Here is a 22,768-nt window from a genome sequence, read left to right on the forward strand (position 1 = left end):
TTAAATATAAATTCTTTGAATAAGTAAATATTACAATATTGTAAATAAATTTAACAAAATTCACACCCTTTATCTTAAAAAACGCCGAAAATACAATGATTCTATCGCTTTTTTTTGAATTATATACGGGTGCTTAAAATGAATAGACGAAACGCTATTTATGCTAGACGTTTATGGTAACAACATAACCTTCGGAACCGCGAACGTTAAAAACAGTTCCGTTTTCGAACAAGAGATATTGTCCTTTGATTCCAACAAGTTTACCTTGAAATGAAGGTGTTTTATCTAAATTCAAACTGTTGATTTTTGCAGGATAACTTAAAACCGGATAATTTAATTCGTAAACATCGTTTTTCTGACTATAAAAATAGTCTTTGACCTCAGCAGGAATTAAGCTTTCAACTTTTGATTTTTCAAATATCAAATCACAAGATTCTGTTGTGCACTGAAGCATTTTTCTCCAGTTGGTTTTATCTGTATAATGATCTTTTAGTGCAACCTCGGTAATTCCGGCTAAATATCGGTTTGGAACCTCAACGATAGAAATTGCCTGAGTTGCGCCCTGGTCAATCCATCTTGTTGGAACTTGAGTTTTTCTTGTCACTCCTACTTTTACTTCCGTCGAAAAAGCCAAATAAACAATATGTGGTTGTAATTGCACTTGAGACTCGTATTCTAAATCGCGGTCTGCAATTCCTAAATGCGCCGTACTCAATTCTGGCCGCATAATCCAATCGCCAACTGCAGCGCTTGAATAAAAACAATCGTAACAAAAACCTTGTCGGTATATTTTTTTCTTTTTGCCACAATTCAAGCATTGAAAACCAGCAAAATTTATCTCAATCTCTTTATTCAATAATTGGTTCATACTTAAGAAACTATCTTCGAAAACCAAATAATATTGAATTGGATTTCCCATTTCTGTCTGCATTTTTGTTAGTACGCCTTGATAAGTCATTGTATTTTTGATTGAAGATTTCTTGATTTCGTTTTGCTTCTCTGAGTTTTAAATTTGTGCTAAAATTCAATTTAATTAGAATCTTTACGCAAAATAGAGTGGTTTTTTTTACAAAAAAATACTATTTTTGATAAGATGACAAAGTTAATGTTTGTCTGTTGATATTCAAATTTTAAATTTCTTGATTTTGCGGAAAAGGCAAGATCGAAAATCTAAAATAAGCAATCTAAAAAATCTAAAATTCACTCATGCCTGTATCTATCATCAACTCTTTCGCATCTTGGGTCCTTAAACAGAGGATACACCAAATAGAACTTTTTCTAAAATATCCGAGTGAAGTCCAAGAAGAACTGTTGCATAATTTATTGGCTGCATCAGAAAATACGATAGTGGGTAAAAAGTATGATTTCGAATCGATAAATTCATACAAGACGTTTACAGAAAGAGTTCCGATTTCAACGTACGAAGAGTTACAGCCCTTAATTGAACGCACGCGACAAGGCGAACAAAACGTTTTTTGGGAAACTCCTATAAAATGGTTTGCCAAATCGAGCGGTACTACCAATGCTAAAAGCAAATTTATTCCGGTAAGCAACGAAGCGCTAGAAGATTGCCATTATAAGGGAAGCAAGGATTTATTATGTCTTTACTTGAACAACAATGAAGATTCAGAATTGTTTTTAGGAAAAAGTCTTCGCTTAGGCGGAAGTTCTCAAATTTATGAAAACAACAATACTTTCTTTGGTGATTTATCGGCAATTTTAATTGAAAACATGCCAATTTGGGCAGAATTCAGCAGTACGCCGAGTAGCAAAACGTCGCTTATGAGTGAATGGGAAAGTAAAATTGCTGCAATTATAAATGAAACTAAAAACGAAAATGTGACTAGTTTTGCTGGTGTTCCGTCGTGGATGCTGGTTTTAATGAATAAGGTTTTAGAGAATACTGGCAATCAACATTTATTGGAACTTTGGCCAAATCTTGAAGTCTATTTTCACGGAGGCGTAAGTTTCTCTCCTTATAAAGAGCAATACAAGAAAATTTTGCCAAGTTCAGATTTTAAATACTACGAAATTTACAATGCTTCTGAAGGATTTTTTGCCATTCAGGATTTGAATTATTCCAGCGATTTATTGCTGATGCTGGATTATGGAATTTTCTACGAATTTATTCCGATGGATACTTTTGGAACTCCAAATCAAAAAGCAATTCGTTTGGCTGATGTTGAACTGAATAAAAACTACGCAATTGTTATTACGACAAATTCTGGTTTGTGGCGTTATTTGATTGGCGACACCGTTCGTTTTACCTCTTTAAATCCGTACAGAATTAGAGTTACAGGAAGAACAAAACATCATATTAATGTTTTTGGCGAAGAATTAATGGTCGAAAACACTGATCAGGCAATTGCAAAAGCGTGTCAGGTTACCCAAACCGAAGTAATCGATTATACTGTTGCCCCTATTTTTATGCATGACAAAGAAAAAGGCGCCCATGAATGGATGATCGAATTCAAGAAAAAACCGGCTGATGTTGGTCTTTTCCAAAAAGTATTGGACGAAACTCTACAAACTTTAAACTCTGATTACGAAGCGAAACGTTACAATAATATGACTTTAAATCCGCTAGTGATTAATGTCGCTCGCGAGAATTTATTTTATGATTGGTTGAAGGAAAGAGATAAACTTGGTGGTCAGCATAAGATTCCGAGACTTTCTAACCAGAGGGATTATTTGGAACAGTTGAAGGAGATGTAGGATTTTTGTTTGCCACGAATTTCACGAATTAGCACGAATTAAGTTTTAAACTTTTAGTTTGTCATTTCGACCGAAGGGAGAAATCGCACAAGAAATTCCATGTAGAATGTTGCCAATCTTTGTCGAGTTTCTTGTGTGATTTCTCTCCCGAAGCCTCGGGATCGAAATGACAAAAATGCGTTGTCATGAGCGAAGTCGAAGCCCTTTTCGTTGTGAAAGCCCTTCGACTTCGCTCAGGGTGACAATAGTTTTACATCATATCAATATATCGATCGTGATATCCTAAAAGATATAAAACGCCATCAAGACCTAAACTTGAAATTGACGTTGAAGCGCTTTCTTTTACTTTTGGTTTTGCATGGAAAGCGATTCCTAAGCCGGCTAAATTTAGCATTGGCAAATCGTTTGCACCGTCACCAACTGCAATGGTTTGGTTGATGTGAATCCCTTCTTTTTCTGCAATTGCTTTTAGGTATTCGGCTTTCTTTTGTCCATCTACGATATCGCCTAAATATTTACCCGTTAGTTTTCCATCTTTGATTTCTAGCTGATTAGCATGGACATAATCGATTCCGAGTTCTTTTTGAAGATAATCTCCGAAATAAGTGAAACCTCCAGAAAGAATTGCTGTTTTGTATCCGTAATATTTCAACGCTTTCATTAAACGGTGGGCACCTTGTGTAATTGGCAAATTGATGGCAACTTTTTGAAGTACCTCTTCGCTTAAACCTTCAAGCAAAGCCATACGTTTTTTGAAACTTTCATTGAAATCAATTTCGCCGTTCATAGCCGATTCTGTGATGGCTCTAACCTGCGGGCCTACTCCATTAAGTTCCGCTAACTCGTCGATAACTTCTGTTTGGATCAAAGTCGAATCCATATCGAAGCAAACCAAACGGCGGTTTCTTCTGTAGATATTATCTTCTTGGAATGAAATATCGACATTTAAAGTTCGTGAAATTTCCATAAAACTTGCCGTCATGACAATTTTATTTACAATTTCGCCCGTTACAGATAATTGAATACAAGAACGTGGATATTCTTCTTTTTCAACAATAGAAGTTCTGCCTGTTAATCGTATAATGGAATCAATATTCAGGTTTTGATCTGACATTATTTTTGTGACGGCTGCCAATTGAGAAGCTGCCAGTTTTTCGCCTAAAATATTGATAATGTAGCGTTGTTTTGATTGTGATTTTACCCATGTTTCGTAATCTTCTATAGAAATTGGAATAAATTTTACTTTAATTTCCAGTTCGTAAGCTTTGAACAACAAGTCTTTTAAAACGGGTGCCGAAGAAGAACCGGCAGCAATTTCGAACAAAATCCCCAAAGAAAGTGTATCGTGAATATCGGCTTGGCCAATATCTAAAATATTAGCATCATAAGCCGCCAATACGGCGGTCAAACCTGCCGTAACCCCTATTTTATCGTGTCCTGAAACTTTTAATAAAATAATTTCTTTATCCTCTATCGCCATTTTTTCTTTATTGATTTTGAAGCGACAAAAATCGGCAATCTCTCGTTGATAAAAAAGAATAATCTTTGTTTTTTTTGCAAACAAAAAGCGCATATTCATGCGCTTTTTTAAGTAATTTAACAAATATGTTCCGCTATTACAATAACTTAACTTTTGTATTCTTACGCTGGAGGATTTTCATCAAAGTTTACCATCCAGTTTACCCCGAATTTGTCTTTAAACATTCCGAAATAAGCACCCCAAAAAGTTTTGTTCATAGGCATTTCGACTTTTCCGCCAGCCGAAAGTCCGTTGAAAATTCTATCTGCTTCTTCAGTGCTTTCTGTGTTGATTGAAATAGAGAAATTATCTCCAAACCCTACATCTCCGAATTTTGGGTGTGTATCGCTTCCCATCAAAACTGTATTTCCAATTGGAAGTGAAACGTGCATAATTCTATTTGCGTCTGCTTCAGAAAGCGGCGCGCTGCCTTCTTCTGCAGGAGCATCTTTAAATTTTCCGATATATGGAAATTCTCCACCAAAAACTGATTTGTAAAACTGGAATGCTTCTTCGCAAGTTCCGTTAAACAGTAAATAAGGATTAATTGCTGCCATGATTTTATTTTATTAATTGTTAATTATAAATTTCTTGTATTTGTTTTAATTTTCTTCTGATAATTGTTTTACTACTTCGAGCCCTTTAGGAAAAACACCTTTGAAATAATCAACATATTTCTCAACTGAATCAGTATGAGCGATCAAATCTGTAAATTCATCATCTTGAATTAATCGATACGTTTCCATTGCACCGCTCCATTTTTTTATCTCTTCTGTAAGAGGCTGTTCCTTAAAATCTTTTATTTCACCTAAATGCTTAAAGGCCATATATTCGTTCGGAATTTTCGTTTCAATTACACTATACATTCCTTCTCCGTTTGGTGACATAAAATGCACTTTATCACCTTCATTCCAGTCGGTTATGGTATAAGATCCTTCACAAAAAACACTTGTCCATTTTCTATACGTTTCATCTTCCCATAAAACATCCCAAACCTTTTGCGCTGGGGCTTTAATTCTGATTTTAAATTCTAATGTTTCCATGATTACGACAATTTACTAAAATCCATGAACAAAACGTTCCAGCGGTGTCCATCTAAATCTGCAAATCCGCAGCCGTACATCCAGCCTTGGCTTTCTGCAGGTGGCGCAAAAACAGTTCCGCCGGCTTCTTTGACTTTTTCTGCCAATTCGTTTACTTCTTCTCTGCTTTCTGCATCGATCGAAATCAAAACTTCTGAACCAGAGTTGGTGTCAATAATAGCATTTTGAGAAAAACTAGAAAACAGCGATTCTTCAAAAAGCATTACAACAAAGTGTCCTTCACCCACAACCATGCACGTCGAACTTGGCGTATCATGCTGTTCATTAAACGAAAAACCAATTTTCCAGAAAAAATCTTTCGCTTTTGCTACATCCTTTACAGGAAGATTCAACCATATTTGTTTTGTCATTTTTAGTTTTTTTTTGTTTTTTGTTAGATAATTATTCTTTTTTTAAACCATATAAGTGATATAAGTTATTTAAGTTAATTGACTTTGAACCTCTGCGATTTTGCAACTTTGAACCTCAACAAAAAGCAATTAATTGTTTTCGGCGTAATTTTTAAAATTATCCAAAATTGCCTGCCATCCTCCACGTTGCATTTCTTCCGGATTTACTGTTTCTGGATCAAAACTTTCTATAATCTGAACGCCTTCAGGAACTTCTTTAAAGATAATTTCAGCTTTTCTTCCATCACCCATTGTATAGTTGATCGCTTCATTTTGTTTCACCAAAGTATATTCGCCCCAAAAATCAAAACTCATACTGCCATCTTTCGCCGCCATAGTGGTCGAAAATTTCCCGCCTTCTTTTAAATCATTTTCTGCTCGTGGTGCATGCCATTCTGGAGATGCAAAAGCCCATTTTGTAATGTGTTCAGGTTTGTTCCAAAATTCCCAAACTTTGTTTATTGTATTCTTGATTGTTGTTTGTACTGTGATCATTATTTATAAGATTATTTTTTATGAATTTACCTTTTCAACTTGAAATAAGGTTTAATTATTTTCGACGTACGCTTTAAAATTATCAATAACAGTTTGACACCATTCTTTCTGCATACTTTCTGAGTCTTCTTTTGTCGGTTCAAAAACTTCGATGATTTTTACTTTATTATCTGTTTTTTCAAAATGAACACTTCCTATTCTGTTATCATTAAGTTTGTATTCAATTAAGGAAAGACTTTCGATTTTTGTATAAATCCCGTCAAAATCGAAACTTGCATTTCCATCTTTTTGAGCCATTTTGTACTTAAATTTCCCCCCAACTCTCAAATCATTCTCGGCATTTTGCGTGTACCAATTATCTATAGCGGTATTCCAGTTTTGAATATGTTCTGGCAAAGTCCAAAATTCCCAGACTTTATCAATTGATGCTTCTATTGTATTTTGGACAGTAATCATATTTTAGATATTTAATTAAAAAATTATCCCATTTGCGGAATCTGAGCTTCATCCATATAAAATATCTCCCAATGATGTCCGTCTAAATCCAAAAAAGTTCTTTGATACATCCAACCATAATCTTTTGCCGGAACATAATCCACTCCACCTACTTTAATAGCTTTTTCTATCATTTCATCTACTTGTTTACGAGAGTCCAGAGAAATTGAAATAAGCACTTCGCTAGTGGTAGTCGCATCACAAATTTGCTTCTTGGTAAATGTTTGATAAAACTCTTCTACCAAAAGCATCACAAATATATTTTCGTCAATTACTATACAAGCTGCCTTATCATTTGTAAATTTTGGATTGGTCGAAAAACCTAAACCATTATAAAAAGACACCGCTTTATTTAAATCTTTTACAGGAAGATTTAAGAAGATTTTTGTTTTCATCTTGATAAAATTACGAATTAATTAAAACAAATTTAATTTTTTAAGATTACTTAAAAATGCTAATAAAAGTCATTTTTAGGGTCATTTGAGACATTTTACTTACTTTTGTAAGATTGCAAATCTTTCAAATACAACAAGTCATGAGCAAGAAAACAGGTTTAATCGTACCACACGACTATAAATTATTAAGTATAGCCGCGATTTTAGAAGTTTTTGAAACAGCCAACAAGCTTAGTCCACAATCTGAAAAACCTTTTGAAATCATGCTTTTTCAATTGGCAGGACAAATCACTAATGAACAAGTATTTGGATACAATGTTCAACCTATCGAAACTTCAAATATTGATCTGGATCTCATTTTGATTCCGGCTTTTACCACCGATAATATGAGCGAAATGATCGCAAAGAACAAAGATTTTATTCCGTGGTTAAAAAAACAGCATCAATCTGGAGCCGAATTAGCCAGTTTTTGCACGGGCGCCTTTTTGTTTGCCGCTTCGGGATTGCTGAACGAAAAACTCGCCACCACGCATGTCGATGCTTGCAGCGCTTTTACAAAAGCATTTCCGTTAGTGAAATTAAAACCCGAAGAAACCTTAACTGCCGATGGAAGCCTTTACACAAGCGGCGGTTCTACCTCATCATTTCATTTGTTGGTGTTGCTCGTTCAAAAATATTGCGGAAACGAAATTGCCGTTCAAATTGCAAAAATCTTCTCAATTGACTTAAACCGATATAAACAAAGCTATTTCAGCACGTTTAGACCCAATCATTTGCACAACGACGCTCTGGTTGCTATGTTGCAGCAAAAAATCGAAAGTCAGTATCATACAATTGAAAAACTGGAAGAAATTATCAAAGATATTCCAACAAGTGCCAGAAATATGACGCGCCGATTTAAGCAAGTAACCGGAATTCCGCCAATTGAATACCTGCAAAATATAAGAGTTGAAAGCTCCAAAAAATATTTGGAACAAACCCAACTTTCGATTTCAGAAATTATCGAAAAAACAGGCTACAACGACCCAAAAGCATTCCGAAAAGTATTTTATAAAATGGTTGGGATGAAGCCAGTTGAATATAGAGAGAAATTTAGGGTTCAGTAATTTTTCTCAGGAGCAGATCGATTCATTTTCAAAATTACCTTTAGTCCTGCTCTCCACTATATCTTTTGTTGTGAACCCCACAACAAAAGGATGCCGTTTCGATCAGGGCTATCAAGGACTTTTTATTTTCATAATTCCAAAAAACAAAAAAACCTGTTCAAATAAATAAACAGGTTTCTATAATTGAACTTTGTCAAAGTTTAAAACTTTGACAAAGTTATTTCGCATTTTTTACGAAGCAATTTCCATTCGCTTCAATAAGTTTTTACTCAAAGTATGTTCTGCATAATCTTTATCGATAGATAAAACTTTATCATCTGAACTTGGAAGTTCGTACATCGCATCTGTCAAGATTGCCTCGCAAAGCGAACGCAATCCACGTGCACCTAGTTTGTACTCTAACGCTTTATCTACAATAAAATCCAACGCTTCATCCGTAATACTGAATTCAACATCATCCATTAAAAATAATTTTTGATATTGTTTTACCAATGCATTTTTAGGCTGTGTTAAAATGGCACGCAATGTTTCTCTATCTAAAGGATCCATGTGTGTCAAAACCGGCAAACGACCAATGATTTCTGGAATCAATCCAAAATCTTTAATATCTTTTGGAATAATATATTGCAGTAAATTGTCTTTGTCGATATTATCAACATTTTTAGAAGTCGAATATCCAACAGCCTGACGATTCAAACGTTTCGAAATAATACGTTCAACTCCGTCAAAAGCACCACCAGCAATAAACAAGATATTTTGAGTATTTACCTCAACAAATTTTTGGTCTGGATGTTTACGTCCTCCTTTTGGCGGTACGTTTACAATTGTTCCTTCCAATAATTTCAATAGAGCTTGTTGAACACCTTCACCAGAAACATCACGCGTTATTGACGGATTATCGCTCTTACGGGCAATTTTATCAATTTCGTCAATAAATACGATTCCTCTTTCTGCTTTGGTTACATCATAATCTGCAGCTTGAAGCAAACGAGTTAAAATGCTTTCAACATCTTCTCCTACGTAACCAGCTTCTGTCAATACAGTTGCATCAACAATTGCCAACGGAACGTCTAACATTTTTGCAATTGTTTTTGCTACCAATGTTTTTCCTGTTCCAGTTTGACCTACCATAATGATGTTGCTTTTTTCAATCTCAACTTCATCGTCTAATTGCTGTTGCATTAAACGTTTGTAGTGATTGTAAACCGCAACCGACATTACTTTTTTTGTCTGGTCTTGCCCAATTACATATTGATCAAGAAAAGCTCTGATTTCTTTTGGTTTCTTTAAAATTAAATCACCAACCAATTTCGCGCTTCCGCTTGATTTTAATTCTTCTAATACAATTCCGTGCGCTTGTTCAATACATTTGTCACAAATGTGTGCATTGATACCAGCAATCAATAAATTAGTTTCTGGCTTTTTTCTTCCACAAAACGAACATTCTAATACTACTTTAGCCATTCTTTTTTCGTTATAAGCTGCAAAGTTACTAAGTTTTAGAGACTTTTTACTAAAACCTCAAAAACTTAGTAACTTCTTAACTCTTTTTGTTTTTGTTTCAAGTCTAAAAAAATGGTTTCAAGTTTCAGGTTTCAAGTTAACAATAGCAAACCTGAAACCTGAAACTTGAAACAAATAAAACTTTTTTAGCTTCTTCTCAAAACTTCATCAATCATTCCGTATTCTTTTGCTTCATCAGCTTTCATCCAGTAATCGCGCTCACTGTCTTTGTGAACTTTGTCGAAAGTCTGACCAGAATGGTGAGAAATGATGTTGTATAATTCATCTTTTAATTTCAGCATTTCACGTAAGTTGATTTCCATATCTGTTGCAACACCTTGTGCTCCTCCAGATGGCTGGTGAATCATTACGCGAGAATGTGGCAAAGCCGAACGTTTTCCTGCTGCTCCTGCACATAATAAAACTGCTCCCATAGAAGCCGCCATTCCTGTACAAATTGTAGCAACATCTGGCTTGATGTATTGCATAGTGTCATAAATTCCTAAACCTGCATAAACACTTCCTCCAGGAGAGTTTAAGTAAATCTGAATATCTTTTGTTGCATCAGCACTTTCTAAAAATAATAACTGAGCCTGAACGATATTAGCGATTTGATCGTCGATACCTGTTCCTAAAAAGATAATTCTGTCCATCATTAATCTTGAGAACACATCCAATTGAGAAATATTCAACTGACGCTCTTCGATAATATATGGAGTCATGTTTGTTGGGTTCATCGCTGCTACGATTTTGTCATAGTACATTGCGTTTACTCCTTGGTGCTTTGTAGCAAATTTTTTGAATTCTTTACCGTAGTTCATATTTTTAGTTTAAAGTTGAAAAGTCTAAAGTCAGAAATTGACCTAAACGAATTTAACAAAGTTCATACCTTTTTATAAAGGATGTCAATTTGTCTTCTTTTTTTAAGATGCTAAGATTCTAAGGCACTAAGATTCTAAGTTTTTTTTACAAAAAACTTTTACCAACGAAACCTGAAACAAAAAAAGAACGTCAACAGAAGAAAAACTTCCATTGACGTTCAAATATAATTATTTTTATCTTTCAGTTTCTGTAATAAAATCTTAATTTTTAAAAAGTATACTTCTTAACTTTCGACTATATGACTTTTGACTTTCAGACTTAAATTTATTCTCCGTAAGAAGCAGCAATAAATTCTTCGTAAGTAACTTCTTTAGTTGTTGGATTTGCTTTTTCTTTGAATAAATCTAACAATTTAGCCGCTACAACTTGCTCAGAAAGTCTTTTCACTTCTTCTTGGTTAGATAAAACTCTAGCCACGATTCCTTGAACTTCTTCTTCAGTTGGGTTTGTTTGTCCAAATTGAGCCATTTGTTGTCTGATAGCACCAGAAGTAAACTCTTTCAAATCTTCAAATGTAATTTGAATATTACTTTGAGCCATTGCTTTTCCTTCGATTAATTGGAAACGTAAACCTTTTTCAGATCTTGCGTATTCAACTTCAGCTTCTTCAGCAGTTAATTTTTTCTCTCCAACAGTTTGCAACCATTTTTTAAGGAACTCAGCTGGCAAATCAAATTTTGTGTTTTCGATCAAGAAATCTTGAACATCTAATAATAATTTTTGGTCAGCTTGCTGCGCGAATTGTGCTTCAGCATCTTCTTTAATTTTAGATTTTAAATCTTCTAAAGAAGCTACTTTACCTTCACCAAAAAGTTTGTCGAATAATTCTTGGTTTAATTCTGCCAATTCAGCACCGTTGATTGCTTCAATTGTAAAGTTTACTTCGATATCTAAACCGTGAACATCATCATGAGATACTTTTAAGTAATCCATTAATTGGTGATCATCTTCAAATAAACCTTTTGTGCTTACTGTTACAACATCTCCAACTTTTTTACCGATGAATTTATCTCCAGCTTTTTTGTTGAATGTAGATACAGAAATTGTAGTTGTATTGTTGATTCCTTTTTCTTCGTTTGTGAAAGTTCCAGTTAAATCTGAATCAGCTTCAACTTTATCTTGAGGAATTGCTTTACCGAATTGTTTTTGGATACGCTCAACTTGTCCGTCGATTAATTTATCATCAGCAGTAACGATATATTTTACGATATTGTTTTTAGCCTCAAGATCAATTTCGAAGTTTGGCACTAAACCAATTTCGTATTCGAAAGTCAATTCTTCAGCATCCCAGTTAAAATTTTCGTTTACTTTAGCAAGAGGAGTTCCTAAAAGATTTAATCTTTCAGATTGAATAAAACGCTCTAAAGCTAAATCAACTACTTTTTTGATCTCTTCTTGCTTAATAGCTTTTCCGTATTGTTTTTCAACAAGATCTTTAGGCACAGCGCCTTTTCTAAATCCTTTTACTTGCGCTAAAGGCATTTTTTCGTTAATTCTTTTTGCTACTTGACCTTTATAATCCATGTGAACAACGTTCATCACAATTGTCTCGTTTACAGCGTCTATTGCTACTCTTTTAATATCCATCTTCTTCTTTAATTTACATAATAAAATTGGGTTGCAAAATTATAAAATTTTTGCAACCCAACCAAGTTTTTAATCTATTGTATTTGAAGCAGTTTTAATCTGCTCATTTGTTTTTTATTTATCGTCTCCTAGTATTTTATAAGTAATAGACTGAAGAAGAGACAAAATAATACTGAAAATTAATGCTGTCCAGAACGAATCGACTTTAAAACCGCCTACAATATTTGTACAAAGCAAAATTATTATGGCATTTATAACAAGCAAAAATAAACCAAGCGTAATAAATGTTACCGGCAATGTCAAAATAACCAAAATAGGTTTTATAAAAATATTAAGCAATCCTAAAACTACCGCAACAATTATAGCCGTTCCAAAACTGGTAACAACTACACCAGGTAGAAATTTAGCAATTAGTAAAACCAAGGCCGCAGTAACTAAAAGTCTAAGTATTAATTTCATAGTTTTTCAGATTTAAAATTTATTTAAAAGTAATAAAATTTTTATCAAAAATAATTACTCTTTCAAAAATGCAGTTGTCAGCTCAAAAAACATTTTAGGATTTTCGGCATGAAGCCAATGTCCTGCATTCGGAATAGTTTCTAATTTTAAATTAGGGAAATGCTCTTTTATGGCATCAATATCTGAATCTAAAATGTATCCAGATTCCCCTCCTCTTATAAATAATGTTGGATTATTAAAGACTAAACCTTCTGCCAGAGGTTTTCCGATAGCGTCAAGATTATTATTGAAAACTTCTAAATTAAATCTAAAAGCCAATTGCCCTGGCTCCTTCCAATATAAATTTTTCAACAGAAACTGTCTTGTTCCAAAATCAGGAACATATTGCGCTACAATTGACTCAACATCAGCTCTACTTGGTTTTACCGAAAAATCAACCGCATTTAATCCGTCCAAAATATCTTGATGATGCTGTTTGTAAAATTTCGGACCAATATCAGCCACAATCAGTTTGTCTACAATTTCCGAATGTGTTGTTGCAAAAAGCATTGCTACTTTTCCGCCCATTGAATGTCCAAGAATGTCTATTCTTGTCAAATTATTTGCCTGGCAATATTCAAAAACATCCTGAACCATTGCTTCATAACTCCATTCATCAGAATGAAAGCTTCGTCCGTGATTTCTTAAATCTAAAATATGAACTTGAAATCCGGCTTCGACATATTGTCCGGCAAGTGTTTTCCAATTATCAGACATCCCAAGAAAACCGTGCATGATAACGAAAGGTTTCCCTTCGCCTTCTATTTTTGAGTACAACATAAATTATTTTTTATCCTGAAGATTTACTTCAATTTATTCAAATACATATTAACTACATTATCCAAACCAAGGTAAAGCGCTTCCGAAATCAATGCGTGTCCGATAGAAACTTCTAATAATCCAGGAATATTTTGTTTGAAAAACTGAATATTATCCAAACTCAAATCATGTCCAGCGTTAATTCCTAAACCTAATTCGTTAGCCAATTCTGCAGCTTTAGTGTAAGGCTCAATTCCGTTTTTATTTCCTAATTCGTACTGATGTGCAAAAGCTTCTGTGTACAATTCAATTCTGTCGGTTCCAGTTTTTTTGGCACCTTCGATAATTTCTAAAACTGGATCAACAAAAATCGAAGTTCTGATTCCGTTTCTTTGAAATTCCTGAATAACCTCCGTCAAATATGCTTGGTTTTTTATCGTATCCCAGCCTGCAGAAGATGTAATTGCGCCAATAGCATCTGGAACTAATGTCACCTGATCCGGCTTGCATTCTAAAACCAAATCAATAAAATTATGTTGCGGATTTCCTTCGATATTATATTCGGTAGTAACAATTGCTTTTAAATCACGTGCATCCTGATAACGAATGTGGCGCTCATCTGGACGCGGGTGAATGGTGATTCCTTGTGCGCCAAATTTTTGAATATCGGTCGCTACTTTTAATAAATCAGGTACATTTCCGCCTCGAGCATTTCTTAAGGTTGCAATTTTATTGATATTTACACTTAACTTTGTCATATAAATAGATAATTAATTCTAGTAACACTATATTTGTTACGACAAAAATACAAAGTAAAACGTAGCAGTTTTTGGTATTTTTTGATTATTTTGCAAGGAAATATCTTCAATTGATTTATGACAGAAATTACAAACTATATCACCAATGATTTCAGAGCGATTGACAGTCAGGAAACGATAGCATCTGTTCAGGACTTTTTTGCTGATGTTGACTTTTCGCATTTCCCTGTTCTGGAAGACGGAATTTTCATTGGAAGTATTGCTTCTGATGATATTGAAACTTTTGATACAGACAAAAAAGCAATTGATTACAAATATACTTTGGAGCGTTTTTTTGCTCGAAAATCAATGATCTGGCTTGATGTTCTAGAAGTTTTTGCAAAAAACCACACTAATACTATTCCGGTATTAGATGAAAACAATAGCTATATCGGTTATTATGAAATGGAAGACATCATGCGATTCTTTCAGGAAACTCCATTTTTAAAAGAACAAGGCGGTATTATTATCGTTCAAAAAGGGCTTTTGGATTATTCTATGGGGCAGGTAACTCAAATTGTAGAAAGCAATAACGGAAAAATTCTTGGCTGTTTTATATCTGAAACTGATTTAGAAAATGTACAAATTACCGTAAAAATTGGTGTTGGGCCAATGAATGAAATCATCCAGACTTTTAGACGTTACAATTACGAAATCATTTCTGAGCATCAAGAAGATGCATACATCAATAGTTTAAAAGAACGTTCTGATTATTTAGACAAATACCTTAATATTTAGCATTATTTGTTGAATCGGTTAATCGTTTAATCGTTTTGACAAAAAAAATTAACGATTAAACAATTAAACAAAAAATCGATTAAACAGCAGATGAAAATAGCCATTTACGGACAATATTATCAAAACAGCACCGAGCCTATTATAAAAGACATTTTCTTGTTTTTTACTTCAAACAATGTTGAAATCGTTATTGAAGAAAACTTTTTGCAGATGCTTTATGAAAAACAGCTCGTAAAAAAAGATTACAAAACATTTTCGTCAAATACAATCCTAGACAATAGTTTTGAAATGCTGATAAGTATTGGCGGTGATGGAACGGTTTTAAGATCTGCTGCTTTTGTTCGAAATTCAGGCGTGCCATTATTAGGAATAAATGCGGGAAGATTAGGTTTTTTGGCCAAAGTCCAAAAAGAAAATATTGATAGTTTATTGCAGTTTGTTATTGATCAAAATTACACAACATCGGAACGTACTTTATTAGGACTGACTTCTGAACCTAAAAACGAAGCATTTGAAGAACTAAATTTTGCAATGAACGAAGTTACTGTCAGCCGTAAAGACACTACTTCGATGATTACAGTTGAAACCTACCTGAACAACGAATATTTAAATTCATACTGGGCAGACGGCTTGATCATCTCTACGCCGACCGGCTCAACTGGTTATTCATTAAGTTGTGGCGGACCCATTTTAACGCCAGATGTAAAAAGCTTAGTAATTACCCCTATTGCGCCGCACAATTTAACAGCAAGGCCGCTTGTTATTCCAGATGATACCGAAATAACATTGCGAGTTTCAGGAAGAGAAGACCAATATTTGGTTTCTTTGGACTCGAGAATTTCTTCTGTCAAAAATGAATCGGTCCTTAAAATCAAAAAAACAGATTACAAAATCAAAATGGTAGAGATTCCGGGAGAAACTTTCCTCAAAACTTTAAGAAATAAATTGCTTTGGGGAGAAGACAAAAGAAATTAAGTCTTTTTCTGACGGCCAGCTATACGATAATGCTACTTTTTCTCGTTCTGCATGTATCGAATCCGCATTAAATGTCTCAAAATCATATTGTAAATTGAAAAAAAAGCACATTTAATCAAAGCAACGTTGATTCGTATTGATAATTATTATATTTGCACGCAATTTTGAATTAAATGAAGAAAATTTTTAATTTATTGTTATGTTTTTTCCCCTTTATTACACTAAATGCTCAAATCAATGAGATTGGTGTTTTTCTTGGTGGAAGCAACTTTGTTGGAGACGTAGGAAGTACTACTTATATCAATCCAGAAAAACTGGCTTTTGGTGTATTGTATAAATGGAATAAGAGCCCGAGACATGCTTATCGCTTCTCTTACACACAATCAAACGTTTCTGGAAATGATAAAGACTCTGATGAATCTGGAAGAAACAAAAGAGGCTACAGTTTTGAAAACAAAGTTAAAGAGTTTTCAGCTGGTATAGAATTTAATTTTTTCGATTTCAATTTGCATGATTATCATACAAAAGTTACACCTTATATATATACAGGTTTAAGTGCGTTTTTTTATGATGAGTTATACATTAGCGGAGGAGTTACAAGAAAGGACAGAGATGCAGGTTCTTTTGCCATTCCAATGACATTGGGAATAAAATCAAACGTAACGCCGCATTTTGTGATAGGTGCAGAAGTTGGCGCTCGCTATACTTTTACAGATAACATTGACGGAAGCAATCCGTCTAACAGCAATTTTTCGAATTTGCGGTTTGGAAATTTAAATAACAACGATTGGTATGTCTTCTCCGGAATTACTTTAACGTATACCTTTGGGAAAAAACCTTGCTATTGCGCAGAATAATACAATGAATTTACTAGACTCTATAGACCGCTCAAACTTACCCAAACATCTGGCCATTATTATGGACGGAAATGGTCGCTGGGCGAAACAACAAGGATTTTTACGTGCTTTTGGTCATGAAAATGGAACAAAATCAGTTAAAAAAACCATTACTACTTGTGCCAAATTAGGCATTGAATACTTAACCTTATACGCTTTTTCGACAGAAAATTGGAATCGTCCAAAATTAGAAGTCGAAGCATTAATGAAGATATTAATCAATTCCTTAAAAAAGGAACTTGTTACATTACAAGAAAATAATATCAGACTTAATGCAATTGGCAATCTTGATAAATTACCAAAAACAGCCCAAAAAGAACTTTTAGACGTTATCGATAAGACGAAAAACAACACGCGCCTTACGCTGACACTGGCTTTAAGCTACGGATCACGAGAAGAATTGGTAAATGCCGTGAGAATCATCAGCGATAAAGTTAAAAATAATATAATTTCATTAGACACTATTGACGATTCAATTATAAATGAGCATCTTTACACGCAAAATTTACCAGACGTAGATTTATTAATACGAACAAGTGGAGAACATAGAATAAGTAATTTTTTGCTATGGCAGATAGCCTATGCAGAATTGTATTTTACGAATGTCTTGTGGCCAGACTTTAAAGATCAAGATTTATATGAGGCTATCATTAGTTATCAAAAAAGAGAACGTAGATTTGGAAAAACCAGTGAACAAATTAAATAATTTTTTAGTGTTACAAAAAAGAGTACAAATAGTCCTTACCCTACTACTTTTGGGTAGTTTTTCACAAATTAAAGCACAAGATCGAGTTCCTTTTGATCAAGGAAAAAAATATATTCTTGCTAAAGTTTCTGTTGTTGGTAAAATAAGCTTCAATGAACAAACCGTAGTTACGTTTTCTGGCCTTCAAAAAGGACAGGAAATAACCGTTCCTGGTGAAGAAATTAGTAGTGCTATCAAAAAATTAGGCAAACTTGGCCTTTTTGACGAAATCGCTTTTTATATCAATAAAGTTGATAACGACAGTATTTATCTAGATTTGAACATTGTTGAGCTTCCTAAGTTAAATGAAGTCAAGATTGTGGGTGTCAAGAAAAGCAAGATCGAAGCACTTATCAAGGATAATAATTTGACAAAAAGCAAAATTGTCAATGAAAACTTGATTACAACTACAAAAAATTATATTGAAAATAAATATAAAAAAGAAGGCTACTATAATACAAAAGTTACTATTACAAATACACCTGACACAACTGCAGGAAATCAGGTAAATATGCTTGTCCGAATAGACAAGGGCGACAAGGTCAAGATCAGCAGTATTGACTTCATTGGCAATACAAAACTTACTGATACTCAATTGCGAGCAGCAATGAAAGACACGAAACAAAAAAATGTGTTCCGCGTTTTAAAAGCATCAAAATTTATTCCTGAAAAATATAAAACCGACTTAGAAAAAGTCATAGCTGCTTATAAAGAAAAAGGGTATCGCGATGCTCGTATTATTTACGATTCTGTCACCTACAATAAGCAAAAAAACATGCTTGCTATTAAAATTAATGTTGAAGAAGGAAACAAATATTACTTTGGAAATATTAAATTCTTAGGAAACACCGTTTATTCTGATCAGCTTTTACACCGTTATTTAGGAATCAAAAAAGGAGAAACTTATAATGGTGTTCTTCTTGAAAAACGTATCGCAGACAAAACAAAACCAGACGCAGAAGATATTACGAACTTATACCAAAACAATGGTTATTTGTTCTCTAATATTAATGCAGTAGAGGTAAAAACAGCAAACGATACAATTGATTTTGAAATTAGAGTAACTGAAGGTCCAATTGCTTATTTCAACAAAATATATGTTACAGGTAACGACAAAACAAATGACCATGTAATTTACCGTGAGTTAAGAACTAAACCTGGAAACAAATACAGTAAAGACGAATTGGTAAGAACAATTCGTGAGATTGGTCAATTAGGTTTCTTTGATCCAGAATCTATCAAACCTGAATTTAGAAATGTTGATGCCGGAGCGGGAACTGTTGACATCGAGTATCAGCTTGTTGAAAAAGGATCTAGCCAGGTTGAGCTTCAAGGAGGTTACGGCGGTGGAGGTTTCATTGGAACTTTAGGTCTCTCATTCAATAACTTCTCAGCACGAAATATATTTAATAAGGAGTCATACAAACCACTTCCAATGGGAGATGGTCAAAAAGTAGCACTTCGTTTGCAAGGAAGTACTTATTTCCAGACTTATAGTTTGTCATTCTCTGAGCCTTGGTTTGGAGGAAAGAAACCAGTACAATTTAATTCGGCGATCTCTTACAGCAAACAATTTAACAATAATTACGTTACAAGAACGGTTGACAAAAGCAAAAGTTTTAATATTTTTACAGTTCAAGTTGGTTTAGCAAAACGTTTAACCGTACCTGATGACTTCTTTGTATTATCACAATCTGTAAGTTATCAGCACTATGATTTGAACAATTATTATACTGGATTATTTACATTTGGTAATGGAGCATCTCGAAACCTTGCTTATACAATTGGACTTTCAAGAAGCAACAAAGGTGTAAACCCTATCTTCCCTACATATGGTTCGGAATTTAGTATTTCAGCAAAAGTAACGCCTCCATATTCATTATTTAATGGAATTAATTACTCTGATTTAGGAAACCAAAAAGAATACAAAGTACAATATACTGGAGCACCAACATCTGGAGCAGATGGCCAGCCATTAAACACAGGTGACTATGTAAAAGCAGCTACTAGTGTGAATGGTTCACCACCATATGTAAGTGTTGGATCTGATTATGCAAGTGCTGACACAGATGTAGCAAAAGTCGATCAAAAGAAATACAACTGGTTGGAATATTACAAAATTAAATTCAAAGCAGACTGGTATACAAAAATTTATGGTAAATTAGTTTTAAGAACTCTGACAGAATTTGGTTTCTTAGGAGCTTATGATCAAGCAAGAGGTGTAGTACCATTTGAGCGTTTCTATTTAGGTGGTGACGGTATGGCACAATACTCAATGGACGGTAGAGAAACTATTGGTTTAAGAGGTTATCCTAACGGATCGTTGACTCCTACCAATACTGCTGGTCAGCAAATTGGAGCAACAATTTACAACAAGTTCTCAATGGAGCTTCGTTATCCTATTACACTAAAATCATCAGCGTCAATTTATGCGTTGACATTCTTAGAAGCAGGTGCGTCTTATCCAACATTTAAGGATTACAATCCGTTTGATTTGAGCCGTTCTGCAGGTGTAGGTTTACGTGTATTCATGCCAGCATTTGGATTATTAGGAATTGATTTTGGTTACGGTTTCGACGCGCTTCCTGGATCTGTTACCAATAAAGCAAATGGTTGGGAAACCCATTTCATCATTGGACAACAATTTTAGTCAATTATTGGCGTTTGGTTAAAAATCACAAATAAAGTTATGTTATGATAAAACAGTTTTTATTTATATTTTTAGCCTTGATTGTAGCAAATACAAGTCAGGCACAGACAAGAACAACAAGAATTGGCTACATCGATATGGAGTACATACTTGAAAATGTTTCTGACTATAAAGAGGCTACAGCACAATTAGAGTTAAAAGCTCAAAAATGGAAACAAGAAATTGAAGCCAAAAAAATAGAAATAAATAAACTGAAAGAAAGTCTTAAAGCCGAAAAAGCGCTTCTAACAAAAGAGCTTATTGACGAAAGAGAAACTGAAATAAAATTTCTGGAAACTGAAATGATGGATTATCAGCAGAAACAATTTGGATCTGATGGAAATCTAATGCATCAAAAGGCCTCACTAGCCAAACCAATCCAGGATCAAGTTTTTACTGCTGTGCAGGATATTGCTGAAGCAAAAAACTATGATTTTATTTTTGATAAATCTTCCGACCTTACAATGCTTTTCAGCAATAAAAAGTATGATATCAGCGACCAGGTTATTCGAATTTTAAACAGAACTGACAAAAGAGAGCAATTGACTAAAAAACAATTGAAAGATCAGGAAATTAAAGAAAGTAAAGAAAATGCAATTGATGAAAACCCAGCAATGGCTGATCGACAAAAAGCATTAGATGAAAAGAAAGCTGCTAGAGAAAAACTGATCGAAGACAGAAGATTAGAACAGGAAGCTAAGAAAAAAGAATACGACGACAGACGTAAAGCCATACAAGCCGAAAGGGAAGCTAAAAAAAATGGCACGGTTTCTGAACCAGCGAAAACAACGGAAGCCGCGAAAACAATGGAAGCTGCAAAAACTGACGGGACAACGGCAAAACCTGCAGCAACTACTGAAACTGCACCTGCAACAACAGAGCCAGCAGTAGATAAAGCAGCAGAAAGACAAAAACTGTACGAACAACGTAAAAAAGAATTAGAAGAAAGAAGAAAGAAAATACTTGAGGAAAGAGAAGCGGCTAAAAAAGCAAAAGAAGCCGAAGCACAAAAATCAAATACGACCAATAATTAATTAATATTTTAAAAATGATGAAACAAATCAAAACTTTACTAATTGCTGCCGTTCTAATTTTAGGCGCAAGTAACACAATGAATGCACAGGCTAAGGTTGCCCATGTTGATGTTAGCGAGATTATGTCGAAAATGCCTGCTATGCTAGATGCTCAAAATCAACTACAAAAATTAAGTGGCACATACGACGCAGAATACAAAAAAATGGTTGACGAATACCAAACTAAAATCAAAAAGTACGAAACTGAATCAACTACAGCAACTGAGGCAGTTAATACAGAGCGTGCTAAAGAGGTTCAAGACATGCAAAAAAGAATTGTTGATTACAGAGACAATGCACAAAAAGAACTTCAGCAAAAAGATTCTGATATCATGAAACCAATTATGGAAAAAGTGAAAGCTTCTATCCAAAAAGTTGGAAAAGCTAAAGGTTACCAATACGTTTTAGATGGTTCTACACTTATCTTGGCTGATGGTCCAAACATCACTGCTGATGTGAAAAAAGATTTAGGATTCTAAGAAACTGATTTCTTATTATCAAAAAAATTGCTCGGTACTTTAAAAGTCCGAGCATTTTTTTTACAATAAATTAAAATTAAAAAAGAAAAGTTTTTACAGATTTCAATTAAATTGAAACGTCAATTTATTTCAAAAAATATTAAATTTGTATTTATGACGAATAACAATCCTATAGGCGTTTTTGATTCTGGAATTGGAGGAACTTCCATCTGGAAAGCCATTCATGATCTTCTTCCGAACGAAAAAACCATTTATTTAGCCGACAGCAAAAATGCTCCTTATGGTCAAAAAACCAAAGAAGAAATTGTTGCTCTGAGTAAAAAAAATGTTGATTTTTTAATTGAAAAGGGCTGTAAAATAATTGTTGTAGCATGCAATACTGCCACAACAAATGCCATTCGTGAACTTCGTGCCGATTATGATATTCCGTTTATAGGTATTGAGCCGGCTATTAAACCCGCTGCTAATAATTCGAAAACTCAAGTTATAGGTATTTTGGCTACCAAAGGAACGCTAAACAGCGAACTATTTAATAAAACGGCCGAAATGTTCCAAAACACCACTATAATAGAGCAAGTTGGCCATGGACTAGTACAGCTTATTGAAGATGGAAATCTCAATTCGCCAGAAATGACCAAGCTTTTAGAATCGTATTTACAACCAATGATTGATGCCAATATTGATTATTTGGTTTTAGGTTGCAGCCATTACCCCTATTTGATTCCTCAGATAAAAAAAATTCTGCCGGACCACATCCAGATTATTGATTCTGGTGAAGCAGTGGCCCGTCAGACACAAAATGTTTTGCGTGAAAAAGTTGGTTTATCTGATCTTGCTGGAAGCGAGCCTGAGTTTTATGTCAATTCAAATCCGGCGGTTTTAGAATCAATTTTAGAGTATAAATATCCGGTTGTACATAAAGATTTTTAA

General features: G+C 34.1%; 24 protein-coding genes. 10 read left to right on the forward strand and 14 right to left on the reverse strand.

What is annotated here, in order from left to right; genetic code table 11:
* Nucleotides 1-163: 163 nt before the first annotated feature.
* Complete coding sequence (locus FND99_RS16545; protein ID WP_144339042.1) at nt 164-958, reverse strand: DUF2797 domain-containing protein; 795 nt, start codon at nt 956-958, stop codon at nt 164-166.
* Nucleotides 959-1,206: 248 nt separating this feature from the next.
* Between FND99_RS16545 and FND99_RS16550 the strand changes: the two genes are divergently transcribed.
* A complete protein-coding gene (locus FND99_RS16550; protein ID WP_144339043.1) occupies nt 1,207-2,715 on the forward strand; it encodes a GH3 auxin-responsive promoter family protein in 1,509 nt (502 codons plus the stop codon).
* A gap of 250 nt (nt 2,716-2,965) precedes the next feature.
* On the opposite strand, the gene serB is transcribed toward FND99_RS16550, so the two are convergent.
* The 7 genes from serB to FND99_RS16585 all read right to left on the reverse strand — a co-directional run bounded on the left by serB (nt 2,966) and on the right by FND99_RS16585 (nt 7,111).
* On the reverse strand, nt 2,966-4,195 hold the full coding sequence (gene serB, locus FND99_RS16555) for a phosphoserine phosphatase SerB (protein ID WP_144339044.1): 1,230 nt from the start codon (nt 4,193-4,195) through the stop codon (nt 2,966-2,968).
* A 161-nt stretch (nt 4,196-4,356) separates the two neighbouring features.
* The gene (locus tag FND99_RS16560) at nt 4,357-4,791 is read right to left on the reverse strand and encodes a VOC family protein (protein ID WP_144339045.1); all 435 of its coding nucleotides are present in this window, start codon (nt 4,789-4,791) and stop codon (nt 4,357-4,359) included.
* Nucleotides 4,792-4,836: 45 nt separating this feature from the next.
* Nucleotides 4,837-5,277 (reverse strand): SRPBCC family protein, encoded by a 441-nt coding sequence (locus tag FND99_RS16565; RefSeq protein WP_144339046.1) that lies wholly within the window; start codon nt 5,275-5,277, stop codon nt 4,837-4,839.
* Between the two features lie 2 nt (nt 5,278-5,279).
* Nucleotides 5,280-5,687, reverse strand: coding sequence for a VOC family protein (locus FND99_RS16570; protein ID WP_144339047.1), 408 nt, complete (start codon nt 5,685-5,687; stop codon nt 5,280-5,282).
* 129 nt (nt 5,688-5,816) lie between these two features.
* The gene (locus FND99_RS16575; protein ID WP_144339048.1) at nt 5,817-6,221 is read right to left on the reverse strand and encodes an SRPBCC family protein; all 405 of its coding nucleotides are present in this window, start codon (nt 6,219-6,221) and stop codon (nt 5,817-5,819) included.
* A gap of 51 nt (nt 6,222-6,272) precedes the next feature.
* Nucleotides 6,273-6,677, reverse strand: coding sequence for an SRPBCC domain-containing protein (locus tag FND99_RS16580; RefSeq protein ID WP_144339049.1), 405 nt, complete (start codon nt 6,675-6,677; stop codon nt 6,273-6,275).
* A gap of 23 nt (nt 6,678-6,700) precedes the next feature.
* Complete coding sequence (locus FND99_RS16585) at nt 6,701-7,111, reverse strand: VOC family protein (RefSeq protein WP_144339050.1); 411 nt, start codon at nt 7,109-7,111, stop codon at nt 6,701-6,703.
* Between the two features lie 140 nt (nt 7,112-7,251).
* On the opposite strand from FND99_RS16585, the gene FND99_RS16590 reads away from it, so the two are divergent.
* Nucleotides 7,252-8,217 (forward strand): GlxA family transcriptional regulator, encoded by a 966-nt coding sequence (locus tag FND99_RS16590; RefSeq protein ID WP_144339051.1) that lies wholly within the window; start codon nt 7,252-7,254, stop codon nt 8,215-8,217.
* 231 nt (nt 8,218-8,448) lie between these two features.
* On the opposite strand, the gene clpX is transcribed toward FND99_RS16590, so the two are convergent.
* From clpX to FND99_RS16620, 6 genes are all read right to left on the reverse strand, one after another.
* A complete protein-coding gene (clpX, locus tag FND99_RS16595; protein ID WP_144339052.1) occupies nt 8,449-9,681 on the reverse strand; it encodes an ATP-dependent Clp protease ATP-binding subunit ClpX in 1,233 nt (410 codons plus the stop codon).
* A 185-nt stretch (nt 9,682-9,866) separates the two neighbouring features.
* Nucleotides 9,867-10,541, reverse strand: coding sequence for an ATP-dependent Clp endopeptidase proteolytic subunit ClpP (clpP, locus tag FND99_RS16600; RefSeq protein WP_144339053.1), 675 nt, complete (start codon nt 10,539-10,541; stop codon nt 9,867-9,869).
* Nucleotides 10,542-10,866: 325 nt separating this feature from the next.
* On the reverse strand, nt 10,867-12,189 hold the full coding sequence (locus tag FND99_RS16605; protein ID WP_144339054.1) for a trigger factor: 1,323 nt from the start codon (nt 12,187-12,189) through the stop codon (nt 10,867-10,869).
* Between the two features lie 114 nt (nt 12,190-12,303).
* On the reverse strand, nt 12,304-12,648 hold the full coding sequence (locus FND99_RS16610; RefSeq protein ID WP_144339055.1) for a phage holin family protein: 345 nt from the start codon (nt 12,646-12,648) through the stop codon (nt 12,304-12,306).
* A gap of 54 nt (nt 12,649-12,702) precedes the next feature.
* Nucleotides 12,703-13,467 (reverse strand): alpha/beta fold hydrolase, encoded by a 765-nt coding sequence (locus tag FND99_RS16615; protein ID WP_144339056.1) that lies wholly within the window; start codon nt 13,465-13,467, stop codon nt 12,703-12,705.
* Nucleotides 13,468-13,490: 23 nt separating this feature from the next.
* Nucleotides 13,491-14,204: a pyridoxine 5'-phosphate synthase gene (locus FND99_RS16620; protein ID WP_144339057.1), complete on the reverse strand. Its 714-nt coding sequence runs from the start codon at nt 14,202-14,204 to the stop codon at nt 13,491-13,493.
* Between the two features lie 117 nt (nt 14,205-14,321).
* On the opposite strand from FND99_RS16620, the gene FND99_RS16625 reads away from it, so the two are divergent.
* The 8 genes from FND99_RS16625 to murI all read left to right on the forward strand — a co-directional run bounded on the left by FND99_RS16625 (nt 14,322) and on the right by murI (nt 22,768).
* Nucleotides 14,322-14,981 carry a CBS domain-containing protein gene (locus FND99_RS16625; RefSeq protein WP_144339058.1) on the forward strand — a complete coding sequence of 220 codons (660 nt, stop codon included), beginning with the start codon at nt 14,322-14,324 and terminating at the stop codon, nt 14,979-14,981.
* Between the two features lie 90 nt (nt 14,982-15,071).
* The gene (locus tag FND99_RS16630; protein ID WP_144339059.1) at nt 15,072-15,956 is read left to right on the forward strand and encodes an NAD kinase; all 885 of its coding nucleotides are present in this window, start codon (nt 15,072-15,074) and stop codon (nt 15,954-15,956) included.
* Between the two features lie 173 nt (nt 15,957-16,129).
* Nucleotides 16,130-16,813, forward strand: a complete 684-nt coding sequence (porG, locus tag FND99_RS16635; protein WP_144339060.1) for a type IX secretion system protein PorG — start codon at nt 16,130-16,132, stop codon at nt 16,811-16,813.
* 4 nt (nt 16,814-16,817) lie between these two features.
* A complete protein-coding gene (locus FND99_RS16640; RefSeq protein ID WP_144339105.1) occupies nt 16,818-17,558 on the forward strand; it encodes an isoprenyl transferase in 741 nt (246 codons plus the stop codon).
* Nucleotides 17,491-20,247, forward strand: coding sequence for a BamA/OMP85 family outer membrane protein (locus FND99_RS16645; protein WP_162615567.1), 2,757 nt, complete (start codon nt 17,491-17,493; stop codon nt 20,245-20,247). Before FND99_RS16640 ends, FND99_RS16645 begins: the two co-directional genes overlap by 68 nt.
* Before the next feature lie 44 nt (nt 20,248-20,291).
* Complete coding sequence (locus FND99_RS16650; protein ID WP_144339061.1) at nt 20,292-21,320, forward strand: OmpH family outer membrane protein; 1,029 nt, start codon at nt 20,292-20,294, stop codon at nt 21,318-21,320.
* A gap of 14 nt (nt 21,321-21,334) precedes the next feature.
* Nucleotides 21,335-21,838, forward strand: a complete 504-nt coding sequence (locus FND99_RS16655) for an OmpH family outer membrane protein (RefSeq protein ID WP_211356640.1) — start codon at nt 21,335-21,337, stop codon at nt 21,836-21,838.
* A 153-nt stretch (nt 21,839-21,991) separates the two neighbouring features.
* The gene (gene murI / locus FND99_RS16660; RefSeq protein ID WP_144339062.1) at nt 21,992-22,768 is read left to right on the forward strand and encodes a glutamate racemase; all 777 of its coding nucleotides are present in this window, start codon (nt 21,992-21,994) and stop codon (nt 22,766-22,768) included.

Origin of the sequence: Flavobacterium daemonense, assembly GCF_007341385.1 — a bacterium.
GTDB lineage: Bacteria > Bacteroidota > Bacteroidia > Flavobacteriales > Flavobacteriaceae > Flavobacterium > Flavobacterium daemonense.

Bases quoted from the DNA above. Each gene is read 5' to 3' on its own strand.
- FND99_RS16545 (WP_144339042.1), bottom strand. From the start codon at position 958: ATGACTTATCAAGGCGTACTAACAAAAATGCAGACAGAAATGGGAAAT.
- FND99_RS16575 (WP_144339048.1), bottom strand. From the start codon at position 6,221: ATGATCACAGTACAAACAACAATCAAGAATACAATAAACAAAGTTTGG.
- FND99_RS16550 (WP_144339043.1), top strand. From the start codon at position 1,207: ATGCCTGTATCTATCATCAACTCTTTCGCATCTTGGGTCCTTAAACAG.
- FND99_RS16615 (WP_144339056.1), bottom strand. From the start codon at position 13,467: ATGTTGTACTCAAAAATAGAAGGCGAAGGGAAACCTTTCGTTATCATG.
- FND99_RS16645 (WP_162615567.1), top strand. From the start codon at position 17,491: ATGAGGCTATCATTAGTTATCAAAAAAGAGAACGTAGATTTGGAAAAA.
- FND99_RS16565 (WP_144339046.1), bottom strand. From the start codon at position 5,277: ATGGAAACATTAGAATTTAAAATCAGAATTAAAGCCCCAGCGCAAAAG.
- FND99_RS16655 (WP_211356640.1), top strand. From the start codon at position 21,335: ATGATGAAACAAATCAAAACTTTACTAATTGCTGCCGTTCTAATTTTA.
- clpX (WP_144339052.1), bottom strand. From the start codon at position 9,681: ATGGCTAAAGTAGTATTAGAATGTTCGTTTTGTGGAAGAAAAAAGCCA.
- murI (WP_144339062.1), top strand. From the start codon at position 21,992: ATGACGAATAACAATCCTATAGGCGTTTTTGATTCTGGAATTGGAGGA.
- FND99_RS16620 (WP_144339057.1), bottom strand. From the start codon at position 14,204: ATGACAAAGTTAAGTGTAAATATCAATAAAATTGCAACCTTAAGAAAT.
- serB (WP_144339044.1), bottom strand. From the start codon at position 4,195: ATGGCGATAGAGGATAAAGAAATTATTTTATTAAAAGTTTCAGGACAC.
- clpP (WP_144339053.1), bottom strand. From the start codon at position 10,541: ATGAACTACGGTAAAGAATTCAAAAAATTTGCTACAAAGCACCAAGGA.
- FND99_RS16570 (WP_144339047.1), bottom strand. From the start codon at position 5,687: ATGACAAAACAAATATGGTTGAATCTTCCTGTAAAGGATGTAGCAAAA.
- FND99_RS16640 (WP_144339105.1), top strand. From the start codon at position 16,818: ATGAATTTACTAGACTCTATAGACCGCTCAAACTTACCCAAACATCTG.
- FND99_RS16605 (WP_144339054.1), bottom strand. From the start codon at position 12,189: ATGGATATTAAAAGAGTAGCAATAGACGCTGTAAACGAGACAATTGTG.
- porG (WP_144339060.1), top strand. From the start codon at position 16,130: ATGAAGAAAATTTTTAATTTATTGTTATGTTTTTTCCCCTTTATTACA.
- FND99_RS16590 (WP_144339051.1), top strand. From the start codon at position 7,252: ATGAGCAAGAAAACAGGTTTAATCGTACCACACGACTATAAATTATTA.
- FND99_RS16625 (WP_144339058.1), top strand. From the start codon at position 14,322: ATGACAGAAATTACAAACTATATCACCAATGATTTCAGAGCGATTGAC.
- FND99_RS16630 (WP_144339059.1), top strand. From the start codon at position 15,072: ATGAAAATAGCCATTTACGGACAATATTATCAAAACAGCACCGAGCCT.
- FND99_RS16580 (WP_144339049.1), bottom strand. From the start codon at position 6,677: ATGATTACTGTCCAAAATACAATAGAAGCATCAATTGATAAAGTCTGG.
- FND99_RS16560 (WP_144339045.1), bottom strand. From the start codon at position 4,791: ATGGCAGCAATTAATCCTTATTTACTGTTTAACGGAACTTGCGAAGAA.
- FND99_RS16610 (WP_144339055.1), bottom strand. From the start codon at position 12,648: ATGAAATTAATACTTAGACTTTTAGTTACTGCGGCCTTGGTTTTACTA.
- FND99_RS16650 (WP_144339061.1), top strand. From the start codon at position 20,292: ATGATAAAACAGTTTTTATTTATATTTTTAGCCTTGATTGTAGCAAAT.
- FND99_RS16585 (WP_144339050.1), bottom strand. From the start codon at position 7,111: ATGAAAACAAAAATCTTCTTAAATCTTCCTGTAAAAGATTTAAATAAA.